The following is a 22,058-nucleotide window of genomic DNA, read 5'->3' on the forward strand; positions in this document are numbered from 1 at the left end:
CAGCCCGGCATGTTCGAATTCCACGAACGCTGGTTCGGCGCCCGCCGCGCGCGCGGCGAGAACTGGATCGACCAGATCGGCCTGGCCCCGCCGGCGGAGAAGCCGCAGCCGCCCTCAATCCTCCGCGCGGGCGGCGAAGTCCATGAAGTTGCGCGCGGCGTCGCGATCGGCAGGGTCGGCGAAGGCGACGTCGAGATCGGGCGCCTCGCCGAGCATGAAGAGCACAGCCCAAAGCGCGAAGCGGCGGCCGCGATCACGCTCCAGCCCGAGATCGACCCGCATCCGCTCGATTCCTGCCGCCAGCGCCGGCGGCGTCACCCGGGCGAGATCCGCAGAGCCAAAATATTCGCGGAACTGATCGTCGAAATTCATGGGCGGCCCTCCTCTCCGTCCTCGGGCTTTGCGCGCTCGGGCATGCCTTCGATCTCGGTGTCGTCTAGGCCTTGCAGCGGGGTGCCCGAGAGGTAGGTGGCGCGGCCGAGGAGCTGGGCAGTGATTGGCAGGGTGAAGAGCAGGAACAGCACAGTCAGCACGCCGGTCGAAACCTGTGCGTCCGACCCCGCAAGCACGCCCGCCATGACGAGCACGGTGCCGAGCGTTCCCGCCTTCGTGGCGCTGTGCATGCGTTGCAGCGGATCGGCGAGGCGGACGACGCCGATGGCGGCGATCAGCATCAGCAGCACGCCTGCGACGAGCAGGATGGCGGCGAGGATATTCACCGGTCGCGCGCCTTGCGTTCGAGGAAGATCGCGAAGGCGGCGGTGCCGACGAAGTTGATGAGCGAGAGGCCGAGAGCGATGTCGAGGAAGGTGCCGCGGCCGGTGGAGACTGCGGTGAGCCCGGCGAAGGCGATGCCGATTGCGGTCAGCATGTCGAAGGCGACGAAGCGGTCGGCGAAGCTCGGCCCCTTGACCAGCCGCCAGCAGATCAGCGCCAGCGCGCCACACAGCACCACCGCGAGAATGTCGGCGAGAGGGCCGAGCGCGATCATGCCTCGAGCTCCGCAATGCGGCGTTCGTAGAGCCGCCGGAACTTGGCGATCGTCGCGTCGGCATCATGCAGATCAAGGATGTGGAGATGCAGCGTCTGGCGGTCCTCCGAGACGTGCAGGCAGGTCGATCCCGGCGTCAGCGAGGTGAAGTAAGCGAGCATCGCCACCGCCCAGGGTTTTTGCAGTTTCGTGGGCATGACGAGGATCGCGGGTCTGACGCCGATCCGGGGCGAGAGGACGATCCGCGCCACCGTCCCGGTCGAGGCGAACAGATCCCAGACGAAGCTCAGCAGCAGCATCAGCAGCGCGCGGGCTTTGGCGAACAGCCTCATGCGAAGACCCCCATCCGCGCAAGCGCGCCGGCGGAGAGTTGCGCGGCCTCGTGCAGCCAGCCGGGGTAAAGGCCGATGGCGAGCGTCGCGAGCGAGAGCAGCGCCATGCCGGCGAGCATCGAGGGCGGCAGGCGCTTGGCGGGGCGGTCGGGCAGCTCCTTCCAGCAGGCGGCGGACCAGAAGATCGCGACCGAGAAGATGGTCAGCACCGCGGCGAGGATCGCGGCGGCGAGCAGCGCGTAATCGCCCGCGTCGATCGCCGCGCGGAACACCAGCATCTTGGCCCAGAAGCCCGAGAAGGGCGGGATGCCCGCCAGCGACAGCATCGGCACCGCGAAGACGAAGCCGAACAAGGGATTGGCGCGCAGCATTCCGCCGGTGGTCGAGAGCAGCCACGATCCCGTCGCGCGGTGGATCGCGCCCGCGCCGAGGAAGAGGTTGGTCTGGACGATCATCGAATGGACCATCGCGAAGACCGCCGCCTCGACGCCCTCGCGCGTGCCGGTGGCAAGGCCCGCCATCATGTAACCGACCTGCGCGACGATATGGTAGGCGAGCAGCCGCCGCATGTCGTTCTGCGCCAGCGCGGCGATCGAACACAGCAGCATCGTCGCCCCCGCGATCCAGCCGAACAGAGGCGCGATATGGCGCGCGCCGATGCCGCCCGCGCCGACGGCGAACACGCCAGCGAAGATCAGCAGCAGCGCGTAGAAGCCCATCTTGGTGAGTAGCCCGGCGAACAGGCCGGAGGCGGAGATGGGTGCGGGCCCGTAAGACGACGGCAGCCAGACGTGGACCGGCGCCAGCCCGGACTTGAGCGCCAGCCCGCCGAGCAGCAGCGCGGCCGCCGCGGCGGTGGCGATGGTCGGCGGCGCGGGGGCGAGCCGGGCGGCGAGCGTCGCGAGATCGAGCGTCCCCGTCGCGCCGTAGAGGATGCCGATGCCCGCCAGGATCGCGGTCGCGCCGACGATGCCGAAGGTCGCGTAGCGCATCGCCGCGCCGATCTGCATCTGCCGCCTGTCGAGGCTGATGAGGCCGATCGCGGCGAGCAGCGCCAGCTCGAACCAGACGTAGAGGTTGAAGAGATCGCCGGTGAGGAACGCGCCGTTCACCGCGCCGACCATCGCGAGCAGCAAAGCGTCATGCCCGCCGTGGCGCCGCCGCCCGCCGATCGCCGCATGGCTGTAGATGGCGACGGCGAGCGCGATGAGCAGCGTGGTCGCCACCAGCACCGCGCCCGGCATCCGCGCCGCGAAGGAGACGCCGAACCCCTGGGGCCAGCCGCCGAAGACGGTGGCGGCGAGCGTGCCGCCGTCCATCGCGCGCTGGAGCAGCGCGATCGAAAGCGCGAAGCTCGCGGCAAGCGTGGCGAGGGTCAGCGCCTCGCTGGCGCGCGGGCGATGGCGCAGCAGGATCGCGGCCGCCGCGGCGAGCAAAGGCACCACCACCGGTGCGACGAGCAGCCAGGCGTCAGCCATGCGGCGGCGCCTCCCAATCGTCGGGCTGGTCGAGCGTCTCCAGGTCGCGCGCATCGAGCGACTTGGTGCCGCGCCACGCGCGCAGCACGATCGCGGCGAGCACCAGGGTCAGCGCGAAACCGATGACGATCGCGGTGAGGATAAGCGCCTGAAGAAGCGGATCGGCGGATTCGCCCAGCCGCTTTGCGCCCTCGGCCACGATCGGCGGCTGATCGGTCGAGAAGCCGCCGGCGCCGAACAGCGCGAGATTGACCCCGGTGGAGAGCAGCGCGAGCCCGAGCAACGTCCGCACGAGATTGCGCGAGAGCGTCATGTGCAGCGCGCAGGCCATGATCGCGGCGGCGCAGAAGGCGTAGAAGATCGTCATCGCGCGCCCTCCTTCTGCAGCCCGAATAGGAAGGAGAGGACGGCGCCGAGCACCACCAGATAGACGCCGATGTCGAAGATCATCGTCGTGCCGAGCTTGGGTAGCATACCGCCCGGCTCCCACCACAGATGTGTCAGGAACGGCGCGCCGCCGGGGACGAACATGCCGGGCAATCCGCTGGCGACGCCGAGCGCGAGGCCGATGCCGACGAGGGTGAGCGGCTGGAGCCGCAGCGCCTTCTCCGCCCGCGCCGCACCGTGGGCGAGCGAGAGGACGGCGAAGGCGAGCGCGGCGGCGAGCCCGCCGACGAAGCCGCCGCCCGGCTGGTTATGGCCGCGGAAGAGGATGATCACCGAGGCGGCGATCAGCATCCAGAACAAGGGTCTGCTCGCCGCCGAGAAAGCGAAATGGACGGTGCGTGCTTCCTCGGCATCACGCGCCGCGCCGCGGCGGCGGGCGAGCAGCGATCCGGCGAGCACCGCCGCGATCGCGATCACCGCCGTTTCGCCCATCGTGTCGAAGGCGCGGAAATCGACGAGGATTACGTTGACGACGTTGGCGCCGTGGCCGGCGATATAGCTCATCCGGCCGAACCAGTCGGAGGCCTCGGAGGCGGTGCGGCCCGCGCCCATGTCGATCAGCGCCGCGAACAGCACGATGCCGAATGCGCCGGCGATCAGCAGGTCGCGGCCATGCTCGCTACGGCTGCGCGTCGCCGCGCCGGCCAGCGGCAGCGCGAGCAGCAGCGCGGTCAGCAGCACCACCAGCAGCGCCTCGACGGTGAACTGGGTGAGCGCGAGATCGGGCGCGCCGTTGAACAGGAAGGTGATCGCGATGGCGAAGCCGGTGATGCCGACGCCGACCAGCGCGGCGAGCAGGTTGCGGCTCGCGGCGGCGACGATCGCGCCGGCGACCGCCATCAGCCCGACCAGTATCTCGGCATAGCGCACCGGCCCCTCGATCGCGGGCACGCGGATCTCCGCGCCCGATGCGACGAACGCCCAGACGAGGAAGAAGGTGAACGCCACAATCGCGGTGGCGACATAGCCGCGCAGATCGCCATGCTCGATCCACCGGGTCAACCGCGCGCCGCCCTGCACCAGCCGGAACAGGCTCTTCTCCCACAGGCTCTCGACCGAATAGCGTTCGATCCGCTCGCGCGAGCGGAGCAGCAAATGGATACGCCGCCAGAAGCGGATGATAAGGATGCCGATCGACACCACCACCGCGCTCAGCGCCAGCATTGGCGTCAGCCCGTGCCAGACCGAAAGGTCCACGGCGACCGTCTGGCCATAGACCTCGATCACCGCGGGTCGGATAGCGACGCGGGTGATCCATTCGGGATCGAGGCTGATGGTGAGGCCCATCGTCGCGAGCAGCAGCGGCGGCAGCACCAGCGAGAAGCTCTCGCCATGGAGCATCTCGACCGGCTGCGCGGGCTTCATGAAGAAGGGGCGGAGCGTGATGACGCCGGCGACGCCGACCATCACCGCATTGACCAGCACGGCGATGGCGAGCGGCACCAGCTCCCAACTGCTCGCGAGCTGCGCCTCGAACAGGAACTCCTTGGAGATGAAGCCCAGGAACGGCGGGATGCCGGCCATCGAGAGGCTCGCGCCGACGCAGGCCGCGGCAGTGAGCGGCAGCGGCTTTCTGAGGCCCCCGAGCGAGCGCAGCACCCCCTTGCCGGTCGCGTGCAGCACCGATCCCGCGCAGAAGAACAGCGCCGCCTTGTAGAGCGCATGCGCGAACAGGAAGCCGATCATCGCCACCGACGCGCGCGGCCCGTCGAGCCCGACGAGCAGCACGAGGATGCCGAGCGAGGCGATCGTCGAATAAGCGAGCGCGGCCTTGAAGCTTTCCGCCCGCAGCGCCTGAACCGCGGCGACGATCATGGTCAGGCAGGCGACCGCAACCAAGGTGCCGCGGCCCCATTCGGTCATCGCGATCACCGGCTCGAAGCGGGCGAGGAGGTAGATGCCGAGCTTCACCATCGTCGCCGAGTGGAGATAGGCGGAGGCCGGCGTCGGCGCCTGCATCGCGTTGGGCAGCCAGAAGTGGAACGGGAATTGCGCGGACTTGGTGAAGGCCGCGAGCATGATGCCCAGCAGGATCGGAACGCCCAGCGGATGCGCCACGATCTCGTCGCCGCGGCGCACCGCCTCCGCCATCGAATAGGTGCCGGTGACATGGCCGATCATCACCGCCGCGACGACGAGGCCAAGCCCGCCGATCGCCGTTACCTGGAGCGAGAGGATCGCGGCGCGGCGCGAGCGCGAGCTCTTGTGATCGAAACCGATCAGCAGGAACGAGAGGATGCTGGTCGCTTCCCAGAAGAGGATCATCAGCAGCAGATTGTCGGCGAGGACGGTGCCGAGCATGGCCGTCATGAACAGCAGGATCAGCGTGAAGAACCGCGCGCGGTCGCGGCGCGACTTGTTGGTGAGATAGCCGCCCGCATAGATGGTGACGAGCCCGCCGATCCCGGTGATCAGCAGGCAGAAGAGGAAGGAGAAACCGTCGAGGCGGAGCGTCAGGTCCAGCCCCAGCGACGGCGCCCATTGCCAGCCCTCGCCGCGCACCCAGCCGCGCTCGACAATCGGCGCGAGCGCGACGAGGCCGGCGAGCAGCCCGAACGGCAGCAGCGCGACGACGAAGCCCGCGCCGCGTCCGATGATCCGGGCGGCCAGCGGGAACAGGCAGCTTCCCAGCAGCGCGATGAGCAGCAGGATCAGCATGTCGGAAAAGCGCCCCGCGGAACGGCGGACAGTGGCCGGGGCAAATCGTCGAAGATGATCGTCCTCCGGCGTGAAAAGAGCGATGCGGGTTGCGGAGCGCGCGGCCGGCGAGCGGAGCGGCAAGAGCCGCGCTCCCCGGACGGCGCGCCCCGATAATGCCGATCAGCCGCGATTAGGCAACGCCGCGGGGGCGATTTTCCGGGATTTCTTCGAAGGACATGAAAAGCCCCGGCCGCGATGGGCCGGGGCGATAGAGGATCAGCGTTTCTTCATCGCCGAGTGCGGGCAGCTTTTCATGTCGCCGTTGGGCGCGCGATATTTGTTCGTCGCGGGGTCATAGCCCTGATAGCGGTCCTGGCAGCTCCGCACATGATCCGCCCATTCGGCGTCGGTGCCGGTAAAGCCGTCTGGCCTGTCGCCGCTGTCGGCCACCGGTCCGGGCGGCGGCGTGGTGCCCTCGGGCGCCGGCATGGTGCGATCGACCGGCGGCGGCGTCTGGTCCTGCATCGGTGCCTGCCCGGCCTGCGCCAGTGCGGGCGATGCCATGAGGATTGCGGCGTAAAGGCCGAGGAAAATGCGCATGTGTCTGCTCCTTTTCGAGCGAGGCCCCTCCGCGCTTTCCCGAATATAGCGGCTTGGCGGCGGCAAGTCCCCGATGCGGGTTAGTCTTCCGGGCGCCCTACCCCTCTTAGGGAGCGGCCCGCCGCAAGCCTCAGGCGGCGAGGCAGGGGCGTTCGTCGACCGTCGCGACGAGGCGATCGCCCTGCCAGACTTCGAGCAGCAATCCGCGCGCCAGCGGCAGAATGTAGGAAACCGCTGCATCGTCGTCCTCGAAGCGGCACGTCTCGCATGCGCGAGATCCATCAAGCGGCTGACGCACCACGACATAGTCCTGCATGTTGAAGCCCTTGGAAATGGAACCCGGCGACCAAACGCGACCGCCGATCCGCGAGTTCCGCAGCGCAGCATAAGATTCGTACTAACCTGCATTGCTTTGGGGAACGGGCGGCCGATGCGCCCCGTTGGCGGCCCACGGGTGGGCACCGAGACCAATCAGAAGGAAACCATCATGGGACTGTTCTCCAAGGACATCACAACGCTTGACGACCTCTTCGTCCACACCTTGCAGGACATCTATTATGCCGAGAATCAGATCACCAAGGCGCTGCCAAAGATGATCGGCAAGGCGACGAGCCCCGAGCTCAAGCAGGGCTTCGAGATGCATCTCAAGGAGACCGAAGGCCAGATCGCGCGGCTCGAGCGCGTGTTCGAGATGCACGGCCAGAAGCCCAAGGCGGTGCAATGCCCGGCGATCGACGGCATCATCAAGGAGGCCAATGAGGTCGCCGGTGACATCGCCGACAAGGACGTGCTCGATGCGGCGCTGGTCGCTTCGGCGCAGGCGGTCGAACATTATGAGATCACGCGCTACGGCACGCTGATCGCTTGGGCCAAGCAGCTCGGCCGCGACGATTGCGCCGCCGTGCTCGCCGAGACGCTGGAAGAAGAAAAGGCGACCGACATCAAGCTCAGCAAGATGGCCGAAACCAAGGTCAACCGTCAGGCCGAACTCGCCTGACGCGACGGGGCCCGCGGTCTGTCGTCCGGCCGCGGGCCCCTTCTACTGTCCGGAACCGAACTGGCGGCTGTTCGCATCCGGACGGATGCGGCGGCGGAGCGACGGGTTTCTCTCGGGGCCCGCGCTGGCGCGGAAGTTGCAGCGCCGGGATATATCGAACCCGGGAGAAACGCCGTGACCTTATCGCCCACCTCCGCACCGCGCATGCTGCGCGGCCTCGCCCTTGGCCTGCTTGCCGCCGCCGTGACGTTGCCTGCGCTTCTGCCGACCACTACCGCCGTCGCTGCTGAGCGTACACGCGAGCGGGTGGCCTATGTGCTGTTCCACGCCGGCGAACGCGGCAGCATGATGAGCGGTGACACGGACGATCTCCGGCGCGCGCGGGCCCAGCGCGCGGGGACCGAGGCGCTGCTCTACGTCCGTTCGGGCGGCAGCCATTACGTCATCCGCGAGGCGGCGACGCTGCGCGCGGCGGAGCGTATTTTCGCGCCGCAACGCGATCTCGGCGCGCGCCAGGGTGCGCTCGGCAAACGGCAGGGCGCGCTCGGTGCGCAACAAGCCGAGCTCAGCATGCGCCAGGCGGAAATCGGCATGCGCCAGGCCCGCGCTGCCGTGTCGCTGGCCAGCACCGGAGCCGCCCGCCCGGATGTCAATGAGCGCGAACAGCGCGCGCTGGAGCAGAAGCAGGAAGCGCTCGGCCGCCAGCAGGACATGCTGAGCCGCGAACAGGACGCGCTCTCCCGCGAACAAACCCGCATCGCCGCCCAAACCGACCGCGAACTTCGTGCGCTGATCGAAGAGGCGGTGCGGTCCGGGGCTGCACGGCGGATCGGCTGACGCCCGTTCGTCGCGCAAAAAGAAAGGGCGCCGGGGTTGTCCCCGGCGCCCTTCTTGTTTCCGTCGTGCCCGATCAGGCGGCGACGTTGACCGTCAGGATCAGGTCGTCGGCACGGATGGCCGTGGCGCCGACGTTGATCTGGAAGTCGGCGACGCCATCGCCGTTGACGTCACCGGCGATGATCGTCGAACCGCGATCCACGAACGTGCGGAGCTCGCCGGCGGTGCCGGAGAAAGCCGCGTTGCCGATGAAGTTGAACTGCTCGTTCACCGCATCGACGTTGATGTTCGGGTCGATGCCGGTCAGGTCGATCTTGTCGCCCTGGCCGCGGCGGAAGTCGACGATCGTGTCGTAGCCGCCGAGATCCGAGAAGCGGAACGTATCCGCACCCGCACCGCCGTACAGCTTGTCGTCGCCCGCACCGCCATCGAGGACGTCATTGCCGGCATCACCGTAGAGCGTGTCGTTGCCGGCATCGCCGAACAGGATGTCGTCGCCGGCGCCGCCCATGATGGTGTCGTTGCCGTCACCACCACGGATCGTGTCGTTGCCGCCATCGCCGAACAGCTGATCGACGCCGTCGCCACCATCGATCGTGTCGTCACCGTTGCGACCGTAGATGATGTCGTTGCCGGCGCCGCCGTTCAGGACGTTGTTGCCGTCGCTGCCGGTCAGCACGTCGTTGTGCCGGCTGCCGGTGACGCCTTCGATCGAGATCAGGACGTCGCCAGCCGCACCGCCCGACACGAGGCCGTTGGCGAGGTTGACGCTGACTGCGGTGCCCGAGGTCTGATAGCTGACGATGTCGTTGCCGGCGCCGCCGTCGATGCGGTTGGCCGCGCCGTTGGCGACGATCGTGTCGTCCCCGCCGCCGCCGACCGCATTCTCGATGATCGAATTGTACGCAATCGAGATGTTATCGCGCATCAGACCGTCGGTGTAGGTGGCACCGAACAGCTCGATATAGAGATCATAGGTTGCCTGCGTACGCGGCGCGAGGCCGGCGGCCGCACGGCGGGCGTTGATCTCGTCGAGCGTCGGGATGTCTTCCGAATAGAAGCCACCGGCGCTGCTGAATGCACCCGGGTTCAAATCGATGAACGAGCGGGTGTTGTAGCCCGACAGATCGAGGGTGTCGTTGCCGCCGGCATCGTAGATCGAAATCACCGGGTTCGGATTCTTGGTGAAATCGTACATGTCCTTACCGGCATTGCTGTTGAAGCCGTAAGTCGTGTTGCCGGTGCGGGTATTCTCCTCGACGCCATAGATACGCTGCGCCGCCAGGATGTCGTGGATCATCGGCGTCGAATTGTAGCTGTACGTCAGGTTTTCCCAGTTGACGTGCGCCGCGCCGGTCTCTTCCGCGTCCCAGTAGGACATGATCGAGTACATGCGCGAATCCTGATAATATTCCGCGCCATTGTCATAGGTCACGTCGAAGCCGGGGCCAAAGTTATAGGCACCCGGGTGCTCGAGGCCGATCGCGTGGCCGATTTCGTGAACCAGCGTGTTGAGGCCGTATTGACCCGGCAGGAACTGGAAGTTCGACGCCTGGTTCGGGTTCACGAACACGTCGCCGGCGATCTCGTAGTAGCTGACGTCGTCGCCTTCGAAGTTCTTGAACCCTTCTTCCGACCCGTAATCATAGGGCAGATAGGCCGCGGCCTGCGCCGGGCCCGTCGTGGTGTTCATGAAGTTGAGGTCGCCCTGCTGGAACGACGTTTCCTGGAAATTGACCTTGATGATGTCGTCCCAGAGGCCAATCGCTTCGCGCGTGGCGGTGCGCTGCGCCGCGGTGAAGGGCGAGAAGCCCTGCGCGACGCTGAGGCCAAGCGCGAGATTGCCGGCCGGCGTGCGATAGACATAAGGCTCGGGCAGGCTGGCCAGCGTCTCGTAGAAGCCGAAGGTCAGCGTGGTCAGCGGGCCGGTCGCGCCGGGGCCGCCTTCCGACGGCAGGCCGGCTTCGCCGCCCATCGCCTTGGTGACGGGCAGCCAATAATATTGGTTGTTGGCATAGCCCTGCGCGCCGTCCCAGTTGGCGCCCGACTCGAAGCCGCCGATAATCCCGTCGCCGCGGTTGAGGTAGTAAGCGACCTCTTCTTTGGTGAAGACCGGCTTGCCGCGGATCGTGCCGCCCTGGCCGTCGACATTGGCCTGTGAGGCGCGCACCGCGGCGACATAGGCGTCCGAATATTCGTTGTTGAGGTCGCGCGTGCTGCGATCGCCCTCGAACTCGATGTCTTTCAACGTACCAACCATCATCAACCTCCCATTATCGATCTTGCTTCAGATCCTGTCGCCGCCGGGGATGCGATGTGCCGCGCCCCCTTCCGGCCATCAAAAAAGCCCCGCCGTTCCCGGCGAGGCTTGCTGAACCTTAAGAGCGCTGCGGCGATAATAGGCATAGCCGGTCGCCGCGATGCCGCCCGTAAAGGACGTCCCGCCGCTAAAACCGATGCTCACGCCTTGAACCGTCAGCTTCGTCGCTCCCGTGCAACCGGGCCGCCTGCAGGCCGCCCGTCCGGATTGGGATGAAGCTGCCGCGCAGCCTTTCCCCACCGCCGGCATCATCGCCGCCGCGGCGCGACTGTCAACCAGAAGTTAACAATCTCGCTTTTCTGGGAATTTACCCAATCCGTTCGTCCCGCGATGGGACGATTTCCAGGGTGCGAAACGGACGGAATGCGAACGACTCGCGGGCCGCGACGCGGGACTCGCCCGGTCCGGCATGCGCCCAAAAAGAAAGGGCGCGCCGATCACGACGCGCCCTTCGAGTACAGGCGAGGAGGCGCCTGGGTCAGTTGTCGGCGCTGGTCCGGAACGCGATGTTTGTGCCGTTGACGCCGGCCGGGAAGAACCCGCCCATCGTCACCGCTTCCTTGTTGAGATAGACGATGTTGAGCACCTGGCCGACGGTGCGGCTGAAGGCGATGCCGTTGGCGTCGAGCGGCACGATGTTGGATTCATCGGCGGTGCCGGTGATGCCCTGATCGAGATCGGTCGGCCCGTCGAGACTATCGCGCGCGTCGGAAATCGCGTCCGCCGAAGTGCGCAGCTCCGGTATCGCGACGCCCTTGGCATAAAGCGCGGTACGCACCAGACCGGCGTGATAGGCCTCGGCCGCGAGGATGCCCGCCGCCGCTTCGAGGAAGGTCTTGCTGGTGATGAGCGGCGAGGCGCCCTTGTACGCGGTGACGCCGACATCCTCGAAGATATAGGCGCCGAGCAGGAAGTTCTCGTCATTGGCGTACGGATCGAACGACGCGCCCGCGCCGATCAGCCCCGCCGCGCGCGCCGCGCTGGAGAAGGCGCCGTTGGGGTCGGAACTGATATCGAGCGCCGGCTGCGAAACGGCGGACGCACCGAGCGCGGCACGCAGAAACTCGACGTGCGCGCGCTCGTCATTGGCGATCTCGCGGGCATATTGGCGGACGACTGGATCGGTGAAATTGACCTGCGCGCCGCCGGTGACGGCGCCCTGCGTGCCGGTGCCGGTCAGGATGCTGGCGGGCAGGCCCGTGCCGTAAGACGCGAAATAATAGAATTGCGCCTCGAGATATTCGAGGTTGAGCGCGAAGTTGAGGATGTCCGCATCGGTGAAAGCGGGCGTCGGGCTGGGCGTCGGCGTCGGTGCGGGCGTGGGTGTCGGGCTGGGTGTGGGGGTCGGAGAATTGTCGTCCCCGTCACAGGCGGCAAGGAGACCGACACCGCCCATCGCGACGGCAAGACCGCCGGCGGCGCGGAAGAAATCGCGCCGGTCCTCGCGGCGCTTCACGCGCGCGTCGAACGCCTCGATCAGCAGATCGTCGTTGGTCTTGGTCATCGCATACCTCCTGTTGGCGTCATCTCTTCGCGAGCGCGCGCAAGGAGTTACGAGGATGCGGCGCGCTCGGACGCATTTCGGGCGAAAGAATTTCGTTTGATCCGAAACATTTGTTTCGTAGCGTCGGCCCGAATGAGCGGCGAATCCCCTCCCGATACTCCGTCCGCAGACGGGCCGCGCCCCGCCGGAGAGGATGCCGATGCGGCACGCGCCGCGCTCGCCGAGGCGCTCCGCCGCGTCGCCGACGGAGACCGTAGCGCTCTGAAGCTGGTCTACGACCGCACCGCTCCGAAACTCTACGGCATTTGCCTGCGTATCTTGACCGACAGGGGCGACGCGGAGGAGGCCCTGCAAGACGCATTCCTCAAGATCTGGCGCAACGCCGGCAGCTTCGATCCGAAGCGCGCGAGCCCGATCACCTGGCTGGCGACGGTAACGCGCAACCGCGCGGTAGACCGCTTCCGCGCGCGCCGGCCGGTCAACACGCGGCCGATCGACGCGGCAAGCGAGATCGCCGCGACGGACGCGCCCGCCGATGCCGTCATCGAGCGCGATCAGGAGGTCGCCGAACTCATCGCTTGTCTGAAGCAATTGGAGGAGAAAGACGAGGCGCTGATCCGCGCCGCTTTCCTGCAGGGATCGACCTATTCCGAACTGGCGGAGCGCGGCGGCATCCCGCTCGGCACCGTCAAGAGCCGCGTCCGCCGCGCGCTCGCCAAGCTCCGGGGGTGCCTGACACCATGACCCGCGAACGCGACGACGACATCTTCGCCGCTGAGCTCGCGCTGGGCGTGCTGGAAGGCGCCGATCGTGCCGAAGCGGAGGCGCGCGTGCGCGCCGATCCGGATTTCGCGGCGGCAGTCGATCGCTGGCACGCGCGGCTGCTGCCGATGCTCGGCACCGAGGCCACGCCGCCGGCGGAGCTGTGGGAGCGGATCGCGCCGACGCTTGCGGCCAACGACGTGTCCGATGCGCCCGGCAATGCCGCCGCGCTACGCCGCTGGCGCGCCTTCTCGTTTGTGGCGAGCGCCGTTGCGGCGGTGCTGGCGCTGGTGCTCATCCTGCAGCCGGGGCGGACGCCGCCGGTTGTTCCACCGCAGCCCGTCGAGACGCAGGCGGCGCGCATGGTCGCCGCGCTCGAGGGCGACGAAATGCCGATGGCAGTCGCGATCGGCATCGAGAAGGCGGGCGCCGAACTGCTGATCACGCCGGTGCGGATGGCGGACGATGATCGCGCGCGCGAATTGTGGGTGATCCCCGCCGACGGCACGCCGCGCTCGCTCGGCCTGATCGCGGGCGATGCGCCGGGCCGGATGGCGGTCGCGGCGCCGATGCGCGCCTATCTGAGCGAGGGCGCGACGCTCGCCATCTCGCTGGAGCCCGCAGGCGGATCGCCGACCGGCGCGCCGACGGGGCCGGTGGTGGCGACCGGCAAGTTGCTCACCGTCTAGGCGGCGCGCGCTTTCTCGAGGAACGCCGTCTCGCGCTCCGCCCATTGCGTGAAGCTTGGGCGGGCGAGGATGGCGTCGATGTATGCGGCGAGCTTGGGCCGAGCGCTGCGCCAATCGAGCGCGAGGTGGGCGAAGTTCACGAAAGGCGCCGCGACCGCGATGTCGGCGAGAGTCAGCCGGTCCTCGACCAGGAAGCCGCTCTCGGGGATGACGCCCTCCAGATAATCGAGCAGCGGCGGGAATTCGGTCGCTTCGGCCTCGTCGGCCATCGCCGCATTGCCCGGCCGCTTCAGGAACAGCGGGCTGACGATGCGATTGAAGAACATCTTGCCGCCGCAGCTCATCAGCAAGGTGTCGGCGAATTCCTCGAACCAGATGGCCTTCGCGTGTGCCTTGGCTTCGGTGGGAATGAGGTTGGTATCGGGGTTCAGCGCATCGAGATAGGTGATGATCGCGCTGGAATCGGCGAGGGTGAAATCGCCGTCGCGGAAGGCGGGGATTTTGCGGAAGGGGCTGGCCTCCAGAAACTCCGGATCCTGCGCGTTGAGGCCGGTGGGCTTCAGTTCGAGCGCGATGCCTTTCTCCGCGGCGAAGACCAGCACCTTGCGCACGAACGGCGACAGCGAAGAACCGTAGAGGATCATCGAGCGTACTCCCGGAAATGGATTGCGTTTTGCAACCTAGCGCGGCGTGATGGGGTTGGGAAGAGCGCGGCGCCATCCTCTTCTCGTTATTCCGGCGAAGGCCGGTATTCAGTCCGCTGACAAGGATTCGTTTGAAGGGCTGGATCCCGGCCTTCGCCGGGATGACGGTCAAGAAGGTGGCGCGCCTAACGCTTCATCGGCGGGCGGGCGCCGTAGGTGAGCCAGCGCCAGACATATTCCATCGGGCCGAAGCGGAAGCGGGCGAGCCAGAGGACCGCGAAGGCGATCTGGAATGCCCAGATCGCGGCGACGATATAGTAAAGCTCGTGCCGCTGGAGCTGGCCGTACCAGCCGAGGCCGAGGAAGAGGATACCGCAGATCGCCGACTGCATCATGTAGGAGGTGAGCGCCATCCGCCCGACCGCGGCGAGCGCGCGGCGCAGCGCCGGGATCGCGCCCAAGCGGACGAAGAGCAGCAGCAGCCCGAGATGCCCCATGGTAAGCGGCAGGCGGCCGAGATCGTAGCTGATATTGGCCTCGGCAAAGGCGGAGGCCGCGAAGGCGCCGTCGATGACGTGCTTGGTCTCGATGATGTTGACGGGAATGCCGATGCCGTAGCCGATCGCCACCATCGCCAGATAGACGCTGCCCGGCCGCTCCAGCGTCAGCACGCCGAGGCCGAACAGGCCCATGCCGATCAGCATCATCCCGAAGGCGTCGAAGAAGTAGCGGATCAGCCCCCAGGTCTGAAAATAATAAGTGATGCGGGCGAGATAGGGGAAGGCGGCGGCATAGCCCTGAGTGCGCGCCTTGATGTCGGCCTGCATCGAATCCGCGGAGGATTCATATTCCACCCGCTCGGCGTCCCAGCGTTCGAGCGCGGCGGTCTGCGCGGGACTGAGCTCTTCGCCAGCGGCCTGCGCCTCGATCGCGGGCCGGGCGGCGCGCTCGGCGTTGAGCATCAATGTCGCATCCCACAGGTTCCACGCCGCGCTCGCCACCAGCATCGCCAGCCCGAGCGCGAGGAGGCGTTTGGGGGCCATGTGGCGGAAGGCGTAGAGGCCGAAGGCGATGACGCCGTAGCTGAACAATATGTCGCCGAACCAGAGCAGCAGATAGCCGTTCACCATCCCGAAGACGATCAGCCAGAAATTGCGGCGGAACCAGAGCGGCGCGCTGTCGCCGCCCTTGGCCTCCAGATTGCGCGTGAAGAGGATCGCGCCGGCACCGAACAGGATCGCGAACAGCGCGCGCTGGGTGCCCTCGAAGCCGACCTGGATGACGATCCAGCTCCACAGGTCCGGGCCGCTGCTGCCGCCCGCATTGGCGGGATTGACGTAAGAATCGGGCAGCCCGAAGCCGGTGATGTTGAGGAGGAGGATGCCGAGCAACGCGGCGCCACGCACGAAATCGAGCGCCTCGATCCGGTCCCGCGCGGGTGCGGCTGATTGTTCCCCCATCGCCGCCAATGTCGCGCGAAGCGCGGCGGGCGGCAAGCCGCATATTGGGGAGGAGGTCAGTCGCTCAGTAGCGCCGCCGTTCTTCCCTCGTGGCGCAGGCGCTCTGGTCGCCGGCGCGGCAGGCGCGGACGCGGGCTTCCCAGGCGGCGCGGTCGCGCTCCATGTTCTGGCGCGCCTCGTCGAGCGTGCGCCGATAATCGGCGTCCTGCGCCTCCATCTCGGCCTGGCGCGCGGCGATCTGCGCCTCATATTCGGCGGCGCGCGCTTCGCGGGCGCGGAGGATCTCCTCGGCACGGGCGGCCATGCGGCGGTCCGCCTCGGCCAGCCGGGCGCGTTCATTCTCTTCCCAGATCGCCTGCTGCTGCTCGGCGGTGAGGATCACGGGCTCGGCCGGTTCGGCGGCATCGTCTGTGTAAGGATTGACGCCCTCGGCATCGGCGACGGCGACCGGCTCGGCGGCGGGATCGTCCTCCGTCTCGGCGAGATCGCCGCCGAGGCGCGGGGCGTTGGCGGGATCGTCGGTCGGCGGGCCGAACGGCATGTCGGCGGGCCGCTCGCCGCCGCCATAGGGGCCGGAGACGACCTGGCTGGGTGGCAGATCGGCGATGCCGATGCCGCTCGACGTGCGCGAGGTAACGACGGGCTGGACCGGGCCGGGCGGCATTGCCGAAGGCGGCGGCGGAGTTACGCGCGGCGCGAACGGCGCGTCGGCCTCGGGCAGCGGGACGGCACCATCCTCAGGGGGCAGCGATTCGAGAATGTCGCCGAGCCGCCCGTCGGATTGCTGGGCGGCGGCGGGCATCGCGAGCGCGGCGGCGGCGACTCCGGCAAAGGCGAGGAGAAAGCGCATGGGGTATTTCACTACCACAGGCCGCATGATCGGTCGATGAACGGCGGTCATTTGGAGACGACGAGCCGCGCCGGGCCGGAGCGCGCCACCACCTGCGCCGCAATGTCCTGCCCCGCGCGGTGGAAGGCGAGCGTCATCGCCGAGCTGCCGAGCCGCAGCTCGGGCAGGCGCACGCTATCGAGGAAATCGGGGAAGAACGGCCGGTCGATGGCGAGCGCACCCGCGGCATGATCGAGATCGACGCCGATCGCCGCGCCGAGCAGCGCGAAGGGCGCCGCCGCCGCCCAGGCTTGCGGCGAGCAGGCGACCGGATAGCCGGTAGGGCCACGCTTGCGGCGGCGCGGGAAGCCGCAGAAAAGCTCGGGCAGGCGGTGGAGCTCGTCATAGGTCGCGGCCTCGAACAGGCCGTGGAGGACACGCGCGGCTTCCGCCTTGTGGCCGTAGCGGGCGAGGCCCATCGCGATCAGCGCATTGTCGTGCGGCCACACCGATCCGTTGTGATAGGACATCGGATTGTAGCGCGCCTCGCCCGCCGCGATGGTGCGGATCCCCCAGCCGGTGAAGAAGCGCGATCCGGTGAGCAGTTTCGCGACACGCGCGGCGCGATCGGGCGCGGCGATGCGGGCGAAAAGGGCATGGCCGGCGTTGGAGGAGAGGACGCGGCACGGCTCCTTCCGCCCGTCAAGCGCGAGCGCGTAGCAGCCCATCTCCTCGATCCAGAAACGGTCCTCGAACGCGGTGCGGATCGCTTCCGCCTTGGCGGCATGGGCCTCGGCGCCGGGCTCGCCCAAGGCGTCGGCGAGGAGCGCAGCGGCCTCGTGCGCGGCGAAGACATAGGCCTGGACTTCGCACAGCGCGATCGGGCCTTCGGCGCCACGGCCGTCGGCGTGGAAGATCGAATCGTGGCTGTCCTTCCACCCCTGGTTGGCGAGGCCGCGGTCGGTCATCCGGTGATATTCGACGAAGCCGTCGCCGTCGGGATCGCCCCAATCGGTGATCCAGCCCATCGCAGCCCGGATGTTGGGCCAGATGCTGCGGATCGTCTCGAGATCGCCGGTGCGGCGGAAATAGAGGCCGGCGAGCATGACGAAGAGCGGCGTCGCATCGACGGTGCCGTAATAGCGGCGGAACGGCACTTCGCCGAGAATGGCCATTTCGCCGCCGCGCATCTCGTGGAGGATCTTGCCGGGCTGCGCGTCCGCCGCTTCGTCCACCTCGGTCGCCTGTGTGCGGGCGAGCACGAGGAGCACGTCGCGCGCGATCGCGGGGGCGATCCACAGCAGCTCGATCGCGGTGATGAGGCCGTCGCGGCCGAAGATCGTGGAATACCAGGGGACGCCGGCGTAAGGATAAAGCCCGTGCGGCGTCTTGGTGATGAGCATCTCGAGATCGGCGGCGGAGCGGCCGAGCACGCTGTCGAACATCTCGTTCGACGTCTCCACCTGGCGGAGCGCGGCGGTGCGCTTGCGGCCCGATCGGCGGAGGCCGCGATAGGCGGCGATGGGGCTGGGCGGATCGGCGGCGGGGGCATCGCCGATCGCGCAATGGACGCGGGTGAGGATCGTGGCGCGGTCGCGCTCGGTGAGATCGACCAGCCAGCGCGCGCCGAGGGGGCGGAGCTCGTCCGGCGCGGGCTCGAACTGGATGGTGGTGGTGCGCGCGATCTCGTCGAGCCCGACGTAGGAGAAGCGGACGGTGGCGGGATCGACCACCGTGGCGCTCAGCGTGCCGCGCTTAAGCCTTATGTCGCCGCGCACCTCGAACAGATCGGCGAAATCGGCGTCGAAGCGGAGATCCGCAGGGATGGTGAGGCCGGGTCCGCCGAAGCGGCGGATGAGGATGCGCTCGTAGGCGGCATCCTCCCAGAGGAATTTGAGGCGGCTGGCGAACAAGGTCTCGCGCGGCAGCTCCATCCCCACCGGCGCGGCGCCGGCGGGCGCGGCGCTGACGTGGAGATCGGCATTGGAGGTATCGACGATGAGCGCGCTGTTGTCGTCGAGCACCACGGAATCGAGCAGCAGCGGCGGCTTGCCGCCGAGCCGGAATTCGAGCCGCGAGAGGAAGCGGGTGTCGTGGAAATAAAGGCCGTGGGCGCCATGCTCCTCGCCCCGGAAATCGCCGTAATTGTCAAACACGCCAAACAGATCGTCCCGCTTCAGCGTGCGAAGCGGCTGATCGACCAGCGATTTCTCGACCTCGATATGATAATCGTCGGGGGCCGATTGCGGCGCGATCGTCTTCCAGCCGGAATCCGTATCGGCATCAGCCATAAGTGCCCGCTCCCGCCATATCCAAGCCCCGGCTCGCGGCGAATGCATCACCCGCGAATGCGGGCGGCGGCAGCGTGCCGAGCCCGGCGAGGCTCTCGTAGAGCGCGACATAATCGCGCGCCATGCGGTGCGCGGTGAAGCGTGCCTCGAACGCGCGGCGCACCGTCTCGCGCGGGATGGCGCGGACGAAGGGGACGGCGTCCACCGCTTCCTCGACCGAGGAGACGATGGCGCCGGTGACGCCGGGCTCAATCACTTCGGGCACCGAGCCGTTGGCGAAGGCGATGACCGGCGTGCCCGCCGCCATCGCCTCGATCATCACCAGCCCGAACGGCTCGGGCCAGTCGATCGGGAAGAGCAGCGCGGCGGCATTGCCGAGAAATTCGGGCTTCTCGGCATCGCCGATCTCGCCGATGAACTCGACGTCGGCGCCCTCCAGCAACGGCGCGATCCGCTCCTCGAAATAGGCCTTGTCGGCATTGTCGATCTTGGCGGCGATGCGCAGCTTCATGCCGGCGCGCCGAGCGATTTCGATCGCGCGATCGGGGCGCTTCTCGGGCGAGATGCGGCCGATGAAGGCGAGATAATCGCCGCCCGCGGGCGCGAAGGGGATCAGCGCATCGGGCATGCCGTGATAGACGGTGCCGATGAAATTGGCCTGCGGGATGGGCGCGCGCTGATTGTCCGAGATGGAGACCAGGTTCTTCTCTGGAAACGCATCGTGGATCGGCCAGAAATCGGGAAGATCCTGGCGGCCGTGGAGCGTGGTGAGGCACTTGCCCGCGAGGTGGCGGAACATCGGATATTGCAGCAGATCGACGTGGAAATGGAGGATGTCGTAGCGGTCCGCCTCGCGCAGCACGCGATCAAGCATCGCCAGCGTGGCAGCGGCGTGGTCGTTGATCCCGGCGAGGCGGAGGCCCGCTTCGCTGCACGGCACCAGCCGCGCGGAGGTGACGGAATCGCCTGAGGCATAGAGCGTGACATCATGGCCGAGATCGACCAGCGCCTCCGTCAGCCACCAGATCACCCGCTCGGTGCCGCCGTAGAGCTTGGGGGGAACAGCCTCGGCGAGCGGGGCGATCTGCGCGATCTTCAAGGGGCATACTCCAACAGGCGGCAGCGAGGGCGCGGCCGAAGCGGAAAACGCCGCGCGGCGCGGGCGCGTTCCTGCGGCGGAGGGCATGGCTGTCGATTTCGTCGCGGTTTCCGTCACTTTCGTCGCGTGCGGAACGGCTCCGTCGTGGCGGCGCGCGCGCCGGTCGATGATCGCGCGCGGCGTCGCGGGGGCGGGGCAGGATGCTTTTCGCAAGGACAGGCCACGGTCGACGCCTCAAGGAAGCGGCCGGACCACCTTAGCCCCAAAGGCCGACCGCGACCGGCCGCCGATACCTGGAGTGACCGCTCTGCCGGGGGAGGGAGAGCGGTCCTTTTTTGTTTGGGCTGTCTTGGCTAAGCTGCGCGCAAAACAGCGTTGAGCGTAGAATGCCCGTCTGGAAATATATCTGGCTCAGGCCTTTGATTCTCGCCACGGTGACTGTCGTCGTCATCACGACATCGGTCTGGATCAGCGGAAGTTCGAATGCCGCGACGTTCGCTGAAGCCGGGCGGCGCGCGGCAATTGGCTTCGTGTTCATGTATATCTTGCTTGTCATTTGTGCTGCCGCGGAATGGCGTTGGTGCGCAAAGCCCCTAAAGGCGGATGACGAACCCAAGTGAACCCTACCGGGCGAGCGGGAGATTGGCGTGCAGGTGTCGAGCGATATGATCTGGCTGTTGGCGATAATCGCACTGCTGGTGGTGGCGCTGATCTGGCAGGTCGCCGATTCCGCGCGCAGCGTTAGACGCATGCAGATTGAGCTATACGACCGTCTCTTTGGGAACTTGGGCGAGATTGGGCGTCAGCTTGGCAAGATAGAAGAAATGTTGCGCAGTTCGGCTGATTATCGCGCAAGGCGCGCCGATGAAACTCAGCCAGACCGTGTGGACCCGAAGATATGAAGGAGCCTTGCGAGCACTGCGGCAGACTTATGCACGGCCCGGAGATGTTTCCAACGTGCGACCGGTGCACAACCGTGTTCGCCTACCGATGGCTTCGCGTAGTCGTGCCCGCTATTTTTGCTATCGCAATGCTTGTCATAATTCTGAACCAAACAGGATAATATAGTTGACATCGTGACGCTGATCTGGCACTAGGTAGGCGATTATGTAGTTTACAAACCCACCGATTGATGCCATAAGGAAGCATCAACGGAGCGGTTCACCATGTCGGTTCTTTCTTCCCCTCACTTCCACGACGAAGCCAAGGCTTTCGAGTATCTGGAAAGCATCGTCTGGGCTGACGGAGTGACCTGTCCGCACTGCGGCGTTGTCGCCGGTCGCGTCTATGATCTGGCGGGCGTCCGTTCCAAGCCGAGCAAGAAGAGCCCGGAGGGCGTTGTCCGCCACGGCCTCAAGAAGTGTGGCGAGTGCCGCAAGCAGTTCACCGTCAAGGTCGGCACTGTTTTCGAGCACGCCCGCATGCCGCTTCACAAGATGCTACAGGCCGTTCACCTCATGGTGTCGAGCAAGAAGGGCATCAGCGCCCACCAGCTCGCTCGCGTTTTGGAAGTCCAGTATAAGAGCGCTTGGTTTCTCGCTCACCGCATCCGTGAAGCGATGCGCTCTGGCGATCTCGCTCCGTTCGGTTCGGGCGGCGGCGCTGTCGAGGTGGACGAAACCTATTTCGGCAACCGCAAGGGCGTTCAGAAGGGCCGTGGCGGTCACGCTCACAAGCTGGGCGTCCTGTCGCTGGTGGACCGCGCTACCGGCACCATGCGCTCTTTCACGTTCGACAAGTTCCGCGCCGAGCAGGTCCACCCGATCGTCCTCGCCAACATCAGCCGCGAAGCCCGCCTAATGACGGACGAAGCCCGCATGTATTCCAAGATCGGCAAGCAGTTCGCCGAGCACGGCACCACGCTTCACGGCGGTCACCAGTATGTCCACCCGGAGGACCGCACCATTCACACGAATACCGTGGAAGGCGCCTTCTCGATCTTTAAGCGCGGCATGCGCGGCGTCTATCAGCACTGCGGCGAGCAGCACCTACACCGCTATCTGGCGGAGTTCGAGTTCCGCTATAACAACCGCATCGCGAATGGCGTCGATGATCGCGCGCGTTCGCACGAAGCGGTGCGGGGCATCGTCGGCAAGCGGCTGACATACGCTTCTTAATCAGGGAAGCATTCGACTTGA

The 22,058-nt window shown here is 67.1% G+C and carries 23 protein-coding genes; 7 read left to right on the top strand and 16 right to left on the bottom strand.

The features are described 5' to 3' along the window. Nucleotides 1-114 precede the first annotated feature (114 nt). The 9 genes from B9N75_RS14345 to B9N75_RS13970 all read right to left on the bottom strand — a co-directional run bounded on the left by B9N75_RS14345 (nt 115) and on the right by B9N75_RS13970 (nt 6,804). Complete coding sequence (locus B9N75_RS14345; protein WP_157123911.1) at nt 115-372, bottom strand: hypothetical protein; 258 nt, start codon at nt 370-372, stop codon at nt 115-117. Next, the gene (gene mnhG, locus B9N75_RS07700; RefSeq protein WP_085218264.1) at nt 369-719 is read right to left on the bottom strand and encodes a monovalent cation/H(+) antiporter subunit G; all 351 of its coding nucleotides are present in this window, start codon (nt 717-719) and stop codon (nt 369-371) included. The genes B9N75_RS14345 and mnhG overlap by 4 nt, the downstream gene beginning before the upstream one ends. Continuing rightward, nucleotides 716-991 (bottom strand): MrpF/PhaF family protein, encoded by a 276-nt coding sequence (locus tag B9N75_RS07705; protein ID WP_085218265.1) that lies wholly within the window; start codon nt 989-991, stop codon nt 716-718. Before B9N75_RS07705 ends, mnhG begins: the two co-directional genes overlap by 4 nt. Further along, entirely contained in the window at nt 988-1,323 is a 336-nt protein-coding gene (locus B9N75_RS07710; protein ID WP_085218266.1) for a Na+/H+ antiporter subunit E, read from the bottom strand. Before B9N75_RS07710 ends, B9N75_RS07705 begins: the two co-directional genes overlap by 4 nt. Next, nucleotides 1,320-2,801 (bottom strand): proton-conducting transporter transmembrane domain-containing protein, encoded by a 1,482-nt coding sequence (locus B9N75_RS07715; protein ID WP_172840841.1) that lies wholly within the window; start codon nt 2,799-2,801, stop codon nt 1,320-1,322. Before B9N75_RS07715 ends, B9N75_RS07710 begins: the two co-directional genes overlap by 4 nt. After that, nucleotides 2,794-3,168: a sodium:proton antiporter gene (locus tag B9N75_RS07720; protein ID WP_085218268.1), complete on the bottom strand. Its 375-nt coding sequence runs from the start codon at nt 3,166-3,168 to the stop codon at nt 2,794-2,796. Before B9N75_RS07720 ends, B9N75_RS07715 begins: the two co-directional genes overlap by 8 nt. Next, nucleotides 3,165-5,906, bottom strand: coding sequence for a hydrogen gas-evolving membrane-bound hydrogenase subunit E (mbhE, locus tag B9N75_RS07725; RefSeq protein WP_085218269.1), 2,742 nt, complete (start codon nt 5,904-5,906; stop codon nt 3,165-3,167). The genes B9N75_RS07720 and mbhE overlap by 4 nt, the downstream gene beginning before the upstream one ends. 258 nt (nt 5,907-6,164) lie before the next feature. Next, nucleotides 6,165-6,488 (bottom strand): BA14K family protein, encoded by a 324-nt coding sequence (locus B9N75_RS13965; protein WP_157123744.1) that lies wholly within the window; start codon nt 6,486-6,488, stop codon nt 6,165-6,167. A 130-nt stretch (nt 6,489-6,618) separates the two neighbouring features. Then, nucleotides 6,619-6,804 (bottom strand): hypothetical protein, encoded by a 186-nt coding sequence (locus B9N75_RS13970; protein WP_157123745.1) that lies wholly within the window; start codon nt 6,802-6,804, stop codon nt 6,619-6,621. A gap of 171 nt (nt 6,805-6,975) precedes the next feature. Between B9N75_RS13970 and B9N75_RS07735 the strand changes: the two genes are divergently transcribed. Together B9N75_RS07735 and B9N75_RS07740 are read left to right on the top strand one after the other, a co-directional pair. Next, a complete protein-coding gene (locus tag B9N75_RS07735) occupies nt 6,976-7,485 on the top strand; it encodes a YciE/YciF ferroxidase family protein (RefSeq protein WP_085219471.1) in 510 nt (169 codons plus the stop codon). 204 nt (nt 7,486-7,689) lie between these two features. After that, on the top strand, nt 7,690-8,322 hold the full coding sequence (locus B9N75_RS07740; protein ID WP_085218271.1) for a hypothetical protein: 633 nt from the start codon (nt 7,690-7,692) through the stop codon (nt 8,320-8,322). 73 nt (nt 8,323-8,395) lie between these two features. Here the strand turns inward: B9N75_RS07740 and B9N75_RS07745 are convergent, their stop codons facing one another. Together B9N75_RS07745 and B9N75_RS07750 are read right to left on the bottom strand one after the other, a co-directional pair. Beyond that, on the bottom strand, nt 8,396-10,585 hold the full coding sequence (locus B9N75_RS07745; RefSeq protein WP_085218272.1) for a M10 family metallopeptidase C-terminal domain-containing protein: 2,190 nt from the start codon (nt 10,583-10,585) through the stop codon (nt 8,396-8,398). 535 nt (nt 10,586-11,120) lie between these two features. Next, complete coding sequence (locus tag B9N75_RS07750) at nt 11,121-12,146, bottom strand: ferritin-like domain-containing protein (protein WP_085218273.1); 1,026 nt, start codon at nt 12,144-12,146, stop codon at nt 11,121-11,123. 132 nt (nt 12,147-12,278) lie between these two features. Between B9N75_RS07750 and B9N75_RS07755 the strand changes: the two genes are divergently transcribed. Together B9N75_RS07755 and B9N75_RS07760 are read left to right on the top strand one after the other, a co-directional pair. Next, entirely contained in the window at nt 12,279-12,890 is a 612-nt protein-coding gene (locus B9N75_RS07755) for a sigma-70 family RNA polymerase sigma factor (RefSeq protein ID WP_085218274.1), read from the top strand. Then, nucleotides 12,887-13,597 carry an anti-sigma factor gene (locus B9N75_RS07760; RefSeq protein ID WP_085218275.1) on the top strand — a complete coding sequence of 237 codons (711 nt, stop codon included), beginning with the start codon at nt 12,887-12,889 and terminating at the stop codon, nt 13,595-13,597. The genes B9N75_RS07755 and B9N75_RS07760 overlap by 4 nt, the downstream gene beginning before the upstream one ends. Here the strand turns inward: B9N75_RS07760 and B9N75_RS07765 are convergent. The 5 genes from B9N75_RS07765 to B9N75_RS07780 form a co-directional block, all read right to left on the bottom strand. After that, nucleotides 13,594-14,241: a glutathione S-transferase family protein gene (locus B9N75_RS07765; protein WP_085218276.1), complete on the bottom strand. Its 648-nt coding sequence runs from the start codon at nt 14,239-14,241 to the stop codon at nt 13,594-13,596. The genes B9N75_RS07760 and B9N75_RS07765 overlap by 4 nt on opposite strands. A 185-nt stretch (nt 14,242-14,426) precedes the next feature. After that, on the bottom strand, nt 14,427-15,701 hold the full coding sequence (locus B9N75_RS07770) for a DUF418 domain-containing protein (RefSeq protein ID WP_172840842.1): 1,275 nt from the start codon (nt 15,699-15,701) through the stop codon (nt 14,427-14,429). Between the two features lie 64 nt (nt 15,702-15,765). Further along, nucleotides 15,766-16,602, bottom strand: coding sequence for a hypothetical protein (locus tag B9N75_RS14200; protein ID WP_210189340.1), 837 nt, complete (start codon nt 16,600-16,602; stop codon nt 15,766-15,768). Beyond that, nucleotides 16,599-18,821, bottom strand: coding sequence for an amylo-alpha-1,6-glucosidase (locus B9N75_RS07775; RefSeq protein ID WP_085218278.1), 2,223 nt, complete (start codon nt 18,819-18,821; stop codon nt 16,599-16,601). The genes B9N75_RS14200 and B9N75_RS07775 overlap by 4 nt, the downstream gene beginning before the upstream one ends. Next, nucleotides 18,814-19,920, bottom strand: a complete 1,107-nt coding sequence (locus B9N75_RS07780) for a glycosyltransferase family 4 protein (RefSeq protein ID WP_085218279.1) — start codon at nt 19,918-19,920, stop codon at nt 18,814-18,816. The genes B9N75_RS07775 and B9N75_RS07780 overlap by 8 nt, the downstream gene beginning before the upstream one ends. A gap of 386 nt (nt 19,921-20,306) precedes the next feature. Between B9N75_RS07780 and B9N75_RS13975 the strand changes: the two genes are divergently transcribed. The 3 genes from B9N75_RS13975 (at nt 20,307) to B9N75_RS07795 (ending at nt 22,037) form a co-directional block, all read left to right on the top strand. Next, a complete protein-coding gene (locus B9N75_RS13975; protein ID WP_157123747.1) occupies nt 20,307-20,540 on the top strand; it encodes a hypothetical protein in 234 nt (77 codons plus the stop codon). A gap of 45 nt (nt 20,541-20,585) precedes the next feature. After that, entirely contained in the window at nt 20,586-20,822 is a 237-nt protein-coding gene (locus tag B9N75_RS07790; RefSeq protein ID WP_085218281.1) for a hypothetical protein, read from the top strand. Between the two features lie 264 nt (nt 20,823-21,086). After that, on the top strand, nt 21,087-22,037 hold the full coding sequence (locus tag B9N75_RS07795; protein ID WP_085218282.1) for an IS1595 family transposase: 951 nt from the start codon (nt 21,087-21,089) through the stop codon (nt 22,035-22,037). Nucleotides 22,038-22,058: the final 21 nt, after the last annotated feature.

Source organism: Allosphingosinicella indica (genome assembly GCF_900177405.1).
In the GTDB taxonomy this organism is placed as follows: domain Bacteria; phylum Pseudomonadota; class Alphaproteobacteria; order Sphingomonadales; family Sphingomonadaceae; genus Allosphingosinicella; species Allosphingosinicella indica.